This window comes from Cellulomonas cellasea, from assembly GCF_006538745.1.
GTDB classification, from domain to species: Bacteria; Actinomycetota; Actinomycetes; order Actinomycetales; family Cellulomonadaceae; genus Cellulomonas_A; species Cellulomonas_A cellasea.
Genome location: NZ_BJLR01000023.1, coordinates 1 through 4,085 on the forward strand (window position 1 = coordinate 1; position 4,085 = coordinate 4,085).

Consider the following 4,085-nt stretch of genomic DNA (forward strand, 5'->3'; position numbering starts at 1 on the left):
AACCCCGCGTGAGCGACACCACCCACGAGCCGGTCGACACCCACACGGCGTCGACCGGCCCGCTGCAGCCCGTGATCCTCGGCGCCGACATCGGCGTCTACGCCCTCGCACGGTCCTTCCACGAGGCCTACGGCGTCCGCTCGATCGTCGTGAGCGGCGCCGCGCTCGGCCCCGTCGCGGACTCGCGCATCGTGGACAACGTGCTCGTCGCCGACGGGCACGACCCGCGCCAGCTCGTCGACAAGCTCGTCGAGGTCGCCCGTGGCCTCGCGGGCCGGCGGCTCGTGCTCATGGCGAACTCGGACTGGCTCGTCCGCGTCGTCGTGCAGCACCGCACCGAGCTCGAGCCGTACTACGTCGTGCCGTTCCTCAGCGCGGAGCTGCTCGACCAGATCTCCGACAAGGCGACGTTCGCGGAGATCTGCGAGCGGATCGGCATCTCGGTGCCGCGCACCGTGGTGCAGGACTTCGCGCACGCCGGCGAGCCCGGCTGGCAGCCGGTGCCCGTCCCGGCCGGCATCACGTACCCGCTCATCGCGAAGGCGGCGAGCAGCGCGGACTATCAGGACGTCGAGTTCGAGGGCAAGAAGAAGGTCTTCGAGATCAGCGAGCCCGCCGAGCTCGACCAGCTCTGGGTCTCGCTGGCCGGCGCCGGGTTCCGGGGGCGGTTCGTGGTCCAGGAGCTCATCCCGGGCGACGACACGCAGATGCGCTCCATCACGGCCTACGTGGACAGCCGCGGCGAGATCACTCTGCTCTGCTCGGCGCACGTGCTGCTCGAGGAGCACACGCCGTCGGGCCTCGGGAACCCCGCGGCGATGATCACCACGCGCATCGACCCGATGCTCGAGCAGGCCCGGCGCTTCCTCACCGAGACCGGGTACGTCGGCTTCGCCAACTTCGACGTCAAGGTCGACCCGCGCGACGGGTCGTACCGCTTCTTCGAGGTGAACCCGCGCATCGGCCGGAACAACTACTACGTCACGGCCGCCGGGGCGAACCCGATGCGCTTCCTCGTCGAGGACCGCGTCGAGGGCCATGCCGTCGAGCCGGTCGTCGTCGAGAAGGAGATCCTCTATGCGATCGTCCCGCACCGGCTGCTGCTCAAGTACGTCGCGGACCCGGCCCTCGCGGCGAAGGTCAAGGGCCTGATCAAGGCGGGCGCCGTCGCGCACCCGCTGAGGTACGCGCAGGACGCCGGACCCAAGCGCGTGGCGTACGTGACGCTTGCGCTCGTCAACCAGGTGCGCAAGTTCCGCACCCACTACCCGGAGCTCACCGGCACCGGGTTCTGAGCACAGGGCACGCGCGCAGGACGCGACGACGCCGGGTCCCCTTCTGGGGCCCGGCGTCGTCGCGTACAGGTGCGTGCGGGTGGAGCCGGCGCGGTCAGCCGAGCTCGCTGGTCCCCGAGTACAGGTGCAGGACGGGGACGTCGAGCGCCTCGCGCGCCCGCGAGGCCCAGTCGCGGTGGAAGGTGTCCTCGACCGCGTGCGGGTAGGTCACGACGACGACCTCACGCACCGGGCCCTGTGCGATCGCGGCGCGCAGCGCGGGCAGCGGGTCGTCGGACACGACCTCGCCGGCGGCGTCGCGGCCCGCCTCCTCGAACGCGGCGAGGCTCTCCGCGAGCTGGTCGGCGGCGGTCGCGCGGGCGGCGCGCGGCTCGGGCTCGCGACCGCGGACGGTGTCGAGGGCCTCGCGCAGCTCGCCCAGGCTGAGCTGGTCGATCAGCGAGACGAGCAGGTTGCGCTCGGTGTCGGCGGGCACGAGGACGCGGTACGCGAGCGTCTCGCCCTCGTGCAGCGACACGATGTGCGCGACGTCGGCGGAGGCGAGCGTGTCCTCGGTCAGGACCAGGATCGTGTCAGTCACGTGGGGGAGCCTAGTGCGCGGCCCGGTGCCGCGCGGGTCGTCCCCCCGCGTCGCCCGGCATCGGGGACGGTGCCCGACGTGCCGCGCCGACGAGGCGCGTCCGCACGAGGTCCCTGCGCCTCAGTGCTGGTCGGAGCCGGAGCGCAGCGCCCACCGGCCCACGAGCACCCCGTCCGCGTGCAGCAGGTGCACGGGGGTCGCGGCGACGGCCGCCGGCAGCCACGTGCCCGAGTCGAGGACGCGCGGGCCCGGGCCGCCCACGAGCACCGGGCTCGTCGTGAGGCACAGCTCGTCGACGAGGCCCGCCGCGACGAGGTCGGCCAGCAGGTGCGGACCACCCTCGGCCAGCACCCGCACGAGGCCGCGCTCGGCCAGGGCGTCGAGCGCACAGGCGAGGTCCACCTCGTCGTCCCCCGCCACGACGACCCGGTCGTCACCGACGGACGCGCGCAGCGTCGCGAGCCCGGGGCTGGCGGCCGACGTGACGACGAGCGGGGCGGACGACGAGTGCAGCAGGTCCTCGGGGACCGACCCGGAGCGCGAGACCAGCGCGAGCGCGACGTCCGGGGACTGCCCGCGGCGCACCCGTGCGGCGCGCAGCGGCTCGGGGAACGGCAGCTCGCGGTACCCCTCGGCGCGCGCGGTGCCGGCTCCCACGAGCAGCACGTCCGCGACCGCGCGCTGGACGACGAACGCCCGGTGGTCGGCGGCGTTGTTGATCGTGCCCGAGCGGCCGTCCGGGCCGGTCGCGGAGCCGTCGAGGGTCGAGACCATCGCGGCTCGCACGCTGCTGCGCCGGCCGGGAGCCGGGTCGGGGTGGGCGTAGAGGTCGAGCAGGGCGCGCTCGTCGGCGTCGGGCGCGAGGCGGTCGCCCGCGCGGTCGAGCGGGAGGAGGACGTCGAACGTCGGTGCGGGCACCGGGTCAGTCTGCGGGCGCGCCCGGCTCGGCGCCCGACGGGTCGGCCGGCGACGGTGCGGCGGCCGACGGCTCGGCCCGCGAGGGCTCGGTGCCGGACGGCTCGGCGGCGCCCGGCACGTCGGGCCCGGCGTCGGCGGCGCCGGGCACGACCCCCGGCGCGCCCGAGCAGGCCCCGGGCGGGGCGTCGAGCACGAGCCCCGCGACCTCGCCGATGACGATGACCGCGGGGGAGCGCACGCCGCGCGCGTCGGCGACGTCCGCGATGTCGGCGAGCGTGCCGCGAGTCGTGCGCTGCTCGGGCGTCGTCCCGCGCTCGACGATCGCGACGGGGGTCGACGCGTCCTTGCCGTGCTCGACGAGGCGGGCGGCCTGGTCGCGGAGCTGGCCGACGCCCATGAGCAGCACGAGGGTCCCCTCCAGGGCGGCGAGCGAGCCCCAGTCCGGCTGCGCCTCGTGCGCGGACGCGATGGTCACCTGGCGCGAGACGCCGCGGTGTGTGACGGGAATCCCGGCGGCGCCCGGGACCGCGATCGCGCTCGTCACGCCGGGCACGACCTCGACGGGGACGCCGGCGGCGACGCACGCGAGGACCTCCTCGCTGCCGCGCCCGAGCACGAACGGGTCGCCGCCCTTGAGCCGGACGACCCGCCGGCCCGCGAGCGCCTTCTCGACGAGGACGGCGTTGATCTGGTCCTGGGTGAGGGTGTGCCGGTGCGCGGTCTTGCCGGCCTCGACGACCTCGACGTCGGGGTCGAGGTCGTCGAGCAGCTCGCGCGGCGCGAGGCGGTCGACCACGACCACGTCGGCCTCGGCGAGCAGCCGGCGCCCGCGCGTCGTGATGAGGTCGCGTGCGCCGGGCCCGCCGCCGACGAGCGCGACGGAGCCGGGCCCGGGCCGGTGGCGGCGCACGGGCAGCGCGCCGGTGTCGAGGAGCAGCGCGACGGCGTCCTTGATCGCGGCCGCGCGGCGGGGGTCGCCGCCGGCACCGACGGCCACGGTCACGTCGCCGGCACGGGCCACCGACGGGGTCCACGCGCGGGATGCGGCGGGGTCGCCGCCCTTCGAGCACCAGACGCGGGCGGCCTCGGCGTCGGCGGCGACACGGGCGTCGGTCTCGGGGTGCCCGGTCGCGGTGTACACGAGCCACGCGCCGTCGAGGTCGCCCGCCTCGTAGCGCCGCGCCTCGTGCGTCACCGCGCCCAGGGCGGCGAGGGCCGCGAGCGCGTCGACGACCTCGGGTGCGACGACCCGGACGCGGGCGCCCGCCTCGCCGAGCCCGGCGGCGCGGCGA

General features: G+C 75.9%; 4 protein-coding genes. 1 reads left to right on the forward strand and 3 read right to left on the reverse strand.

Annotated elements, in window-relative coordinates:
- Positions 1–8: 8 nt before the first annotated feature.
- On the forward strand, positions 9–1,295 hold the full coding sequence (locus CCE01nite_RS13000) for a carboxylate--amine ligase (RefSeq protein ID WP_141372543.1): 1,287 nt from the start codon (positions 9–11) through the stop codon (positions 1,293–1,295).
- A gap of 94 nt (positions 1,296–1,389) precedes the next feature.
- Here the strand turns inward: CCE01nite_RS13000 and CCE01nite_RS13005 are convergent, their stop codons facing one another.
- From CCE01nite_RS13005 to cobA, 3 genes are all read right to left on the reverse strand, one after another.
- Positions 1,390–1,875, reverse strand: a complete 486-nt coding sequence (locus CCE01nite_RS13005) for a hypothetical protein (RefSeq protein ID WP_141372537.1) — start codon at positions 1,873–1,875, stop codon at positions 1,390–1,392.
- Positions 1,876–1,995: 120 nt separating this feature from the next.
- Positions 1,996–2,793: a dihydrofolate reductase family protein gene (locus CCE01nite_RS13010; RefSeq protein ID WP_141372539.1), complete on the reverse strand. Its 798-nt coding sequence runs from the start codon at positions 2,791–2,793 to the stop codon at positions 1,996–1,998.
- Positions 2,794–2,797: 4 nt separating this feature from the next.
- Positions 2,798–4,085 (reverse strand): uroporphyrinogen-III C-methyltransferase (gene cobA / locus CCE01nite_RS13015; protein WP_141372541.1); only part of this gene is annotated, 1,288 nt, incomplete at its 5' end.